At 31.8% G+C, this 4640-nt stretch carries 4 protein-coding genes; 1 reads left to right on the top strand and 3 read right to left on the bottom strand.

Annotation, left to right across the window (positions count from 1 at the left end):
- The first annotated feature begins 362 nt into the window (after positions 1-362).
- Complete coding sequence (locus tag K737_RS01660) at positions 363-581, top strand: cold-shock protein (protein ID WP_006295716.1); 219 nt, start codon at positions 363-365, stop codon at positions 579-581.
- A gap of 658 nt (positions 582-1239) precedes the next feature.
- On the opposite strand, the gene K737_RS11810 is transcribed toward K737_RS01660, so the two are convergent.
- The 3 genes from K737_RS11810 to K737_RS01675 all read right to left on the bottom strand — a co-directional run bounded on the left by K737_RS11810 (position 1240) and on the right by K737_RS01675 (position 4493).
- Positions 1240-1524, bottom strand: a complete 285-nt coding sequence (locus K737_RS11810) for a transposase (protein ID WP_081731143.1) — start codon at positions 1522-1524, stop codon at positions 1240-1242.
- Between the two features lie 183 nt (positions 1525-1707).
- On the bottom strand, positions 1708-4041 hold the full coding sequence (locus K737_RS01670; RefSeq protein ID WP_023491014.1) for a hypothetical protein: 2334 nt from the start codon (positions 4039-4041) through the stop codon (positions 1708-1710).
- A gap of 125 nt (positions 4042-4166) precedes the next feature.
- Positions 4167-4493 (bottom strand): hypothetical protein, encoded by a 327-nt coding sequence (locus tag K737_RS01675; protein ID WP_152531032.1) that lies wholly within the window; start codon positions 4491-4493, stop codon positions 4167-4169.
- Positions 4494-4640: the final 147 nt, after the last annotated feature.

The raw sequence follows: 4640 nt of genomic DNA on the forward strand, positions 1-4640 counted from the left end.
TGCTTACAAAAAAACAGTCAGAGCGCCTTTCTATTCATCTTTGTATTCATACTTCACAAGGGGGCTCAGGTGGATCAAAGATAAACTCTTATTTTTTGATTTCAGCGATCTTTTAAACTACCTGAAAAAAAGTGAGGGGGAGTATGATCGCCCATTACCACTTTAGGGGTATTCTTGACAATATTAAAATCAATTCTTTTGGCTTGTAATTTTCTAAACTTCTGTGCGCTAAAAAGTTTTAAATAAGCTCTTGTGTTTTATAAACAGATATGGCAGAATTTGTTCACGGTGCTAAAGAATTAAGCATTGTGTATTGTATCTAAAATTTTGTGCCTTTAAGCACATAACAAGAGGACTGTTAAATGAATACGTTAAGATCGTGTGGTGTTGTAAAGTGGTTTAATCCGGAAAAAGGGTTTGGGTTTATTACGCCAGATCAAGGTGGAGCAGATATTTTCGTTCACATTACGGAGGTAAATCGCGCAAAACTTGGAACATTGTCAGAAGGCCAGCGTGTGAGCTATGAAATTGTCAACAACCGGGGACGCTCTTCTGCAGGGGAACTTGCTTTAGAGTCATAGTCCCAAAGCATCTCGCGGTCTGATGAAATTGAACGCAATGCTTAAAAAAATGTGCACGCAAGTGCAGTAAAAAGCTAAAAATTTTGTTTAAAAGCTTTTTAATACTGCTACAGCAAATAAGATAAAAGAGATTTAAGAATTTTTTATGTTATGGCTGTGGCTTTTGTTGGATACAAAAACAAAAATAGAGAATTTGTATTCGAAAAATGTGCCTTGATCTGGTCATTTCGTAAAGGTGAAGTAAGAGAAAAATTTTTTTAAGGTAAAAATTCCGAACATTAATATGGGTTGTGCAAAGCAACAAGGGGTGTTTAAGGGGCTACGTAGAATATAACTTAAATAAGGCTGCATAGAGACATAAAGTTTTTTTATAGTATAGCTAAACCAAGCTTTTTCATCTCTTTGTGCGTGTGTCGTCAATATTGCGATAGTTAAATTGTTCTGCTGTTTTTACTGAACCCTATCGATGGTCGGTTGACTATCCTCCTTCTAATCAACCTCTTGCTTGCATTCTTTGTCATCCATGATTAGTCCGACTTTTTTTCTTACGTTCTGCTGGCGCTTTACCCAAGACGTTAATGCAGTTCTGGACATGCAAAATATGTCCTTGGGTATCCGTGACACTACGAAGTTTACACTCTTTGACATTTTTCCCCCATCAATCCCTTGATTTGCAGCTTTGTCCGTTTTTTTTTGCACTTTGTAAGTCAATTGTCGTATTGGCGTTTCGTCCATCGTTTATCCGACTTTTTTCCCCAAGAGCCCTTATCATTTTCTTCCAAATTCCACTTTGTCTTGCTTGCATGTAAAACCTGTACACACTTTTCCATGGAGGCAGAAAAAAGCGCCACTGACAGCCCGTCTTTATAAGATAAAACACCCAGTTAGTAAGCGCTCTCTTGCGTTTTTTACCATAATCCCCTGTATCAAAATGAGATTTTATTAAATCCTATTGTTTGTCACTCAAATCTCTCGGAAAGGGTGTGTCATTTACCTCCTAAACAGGCTTTCTATCAGATCTTATTTAAATTGTGAAGACTAGTTCTAAATATAACGCTATGAAGTTTAAATTATTTAAAAACTACTATAGTAATATATATTAACACACTTAATCTTCATTTATTTTTTAAAACACTGGATTGTTTTTATTCGCACTCAAACGCTTTATTTCTAGATCGTATTCTGCTTTTTTAATTTTAGGTTCATTTATTTCTAAAATATTTTTTGTAATATCTTTTAAAAATTCTCTCTTAAATTCTTCTTCGTTTGTCAATTCTTTATCGGCTGCTCGTTCTAGTATACCTTTTAATCTACTATAGGGGTTAAAAAGAGCAAGATCCTTTTTATACTCAGGACTATTTTTGTAATTCTCGATGCATAACGAAAGCTTTTCAGAACAAAAAGGATTTTTAACTGCTCCATTGTATACTTCATAATATCTATTTTCTATCCAATTAGCAATAAACTCGTTATTTTTTCTTCTTACCAAATCCGCCTCGATTTGTTCCGTCATTGCACTGTGATTAAATTTTCCTAATAATGCGAAATAGTTAAATCCAAATACTTGAATCAGTACGTTTTCTCCTTTTTTGCACTTGCCCAAATCTTCATTCCTATTTCTTAGGTATTGAAAAAAAAGATTAGATCTTGTGTTATTGGTGTATTTTTTTTCTGATTTGAAAAACGAAAATAGATCTTTATCAGAAGTTTTATTTTTAAAATCTGTATAAGCTGAACCAAAGTCATTTATTTTTTGCCTTAGAATAGAACGCTTTTCTGTATCCATATACACCATCTTGGCTACTAATGAACGTACTTCTTCATAATCCTCTTCTTTGGAGTTATTGTTCGACGTATTTTCCATAAGTAGCTGAAAGACGTCCAGACTTGAAGCAAAAGCTATTTTATCAATAAAATTCATAATTTGTTTAGAAAAATCTATTTTTTTATTGCTTTCTTCTTCAAAAATTTTCTTAAGGTTTTTCTGTGCAATAGAAAATTTTTCACTTTTTAATTCGTCTTCTGTTTTTAAGAAATTTCTTAATTTAAAATTCTCTAAATCCTCTAAATACTGAGAATATTTTTCAGGACGAAAAACCATAACGCACCGTGCTACTACTTCCATATCCTGATTGAAATTCATATTAAAAAAAGAAAGAGATTCTTCTAACTCCTTTGAACCTTCAAATAAACCGTTAAACATTCCTCTAAAACACCCCCATCTTCTTTCTTCTCTACTGAAAGGAAGATTTTGAAAAGATTGTTTAAACAACTCTTCAAATTTTAAAACCGAATATAAATCTTTATTTAATAATGCATTAGGAAGAAGCTGTTTGATTTTTGTTTGTGATTGCTGGGAAATGTGTTCAAACGGAATTCCAGTCATATCCAAAAAATGTGCACACGCTTTTACACTGGATGTATTTAAAATAGACTTTTCTAAAAGATTAATCTTTTTATCGTAAGGTAAAGCTGATAGCATCATTTTAACATCATGATAAGATTCATTGAATTCTTTATTACAGAGATTTCGTAAATTCTTTGATTCATTATTTGTTCCGTAAAAGTGGAATTTTTCACAATCAGACATATGAACCCGGTCTAACTGTACTGATAAAAGGTGAAGAAAACTTTTGTACTGGTTGTCATCTAAATTAAGAGGATTCAGAATTTTTTCTAAAGTCTTTTCAAAATAACAATGTGGACTTTCTCTTAGTTGCTTGTGAAACCCCTTAGGAAGATCTTCAAATTTTAAATTTGTGGTATTTAAATAAAATAAGAACATTTTAGGATCGTCGATAAACATTTTTGAAAGTAAACTGTCTTTTATGGTTTCATAGTCCAAATCAATATAATGGTCTTGACTATTGTCTTTACTATTGAGTGCTTTCATTAAAAAATCTAACTCTTGTTTTGGAATTTCATCAAAAATACCACGAATGTTTACTCCTTGTTTTGATAAGTGATTAAAAGCATTCCATATAAGCTTTGATCCATCTTCTATTTTTTCTATTCCCCCCTTAAATTTAGAATATTGAAGAAATAACGCACCGTTTTCACTGATTTCAGTGACCCAGTGGCGCTTGTTATCTAGGCAATCAATAGCCTGAAAATGTGCAGCCAGTTCTTCTGAATTTTTTTTTACTCCATTACAACGTTTATTCAAGACATCAATAATTTTTTCAATCGTTTTTTTTGTACTGATATAGTTCTGAGCGTTTCCCAATACGTCTTGGATAATACTTTTTTCTTCATCTTTTAGCGACAAAAAGGGAACGAAGTTACCTGCTTTATTTTTGTATAGATTAGTTAAATGCTCAAACACTAGTTCATAATGATGATCCGAAAATCTATTTTCATCTTTTTTACTAAGAAAATTTTCTAGATATTTTATACTTTCTTCTCTATTAGAAAAAACTTGAGAAGAAACTAAGAAGAAAAACAACAACAAACTTTTCATAACTTTTAACAAAAAATTAAATTTTACTTTTTTAGTATACAGATATTAAAAAAAAATCAAGAAAAAATTAATATTTTTAAGTGTTGAATGTTCGATAAAATATTCACGAGATTTTCAAAAAAATTCTAAAAAGATTGTGAATTGATAATTGTGGATAGATACAGAAGATCCAAAAGAAAAATATTTAAATTGAACTTCCAATATGAACTTCCAATATCTTTTACGTTCATAATTTTTTTAGGATTGGCTGCCAACGCAAAACTTGGTAAACTGTGTGCAAGAACTTTTCCTTGTGCGTCCAGCAAGACCCGCCTTTCCATAGAGTATTCTAAAGCAATTTTGGCTTTAGAACGAAGCGCAATACTGACCCAGCACAATCTAAGTACCAAAACCCCCATTCCCACAAAAGATGCCTGAATAAACCACAAAAGACGATTTTGGACTAAAGCCATTGCGTCCCGCCCATGAAAAATAAAATCGTGAAACATGACATCTATTTAAGTTAAGGGCATCTTACAAATTTTAGAAAAATCTTTACTAAAAAACAACACAGAATAATAAATTTCCAATTTTTTATATTGACCTCAGCATATAATTTT

The sequence above is a fragment of the Holospora undulata HU1 genome (assembly GCF_000388175.3).
GTDB lineage: Bacteria > Pseudomonadota > Alphaproteobacteria > Holosporales > Holosporaceae > Holospora > Holospora undulata_A.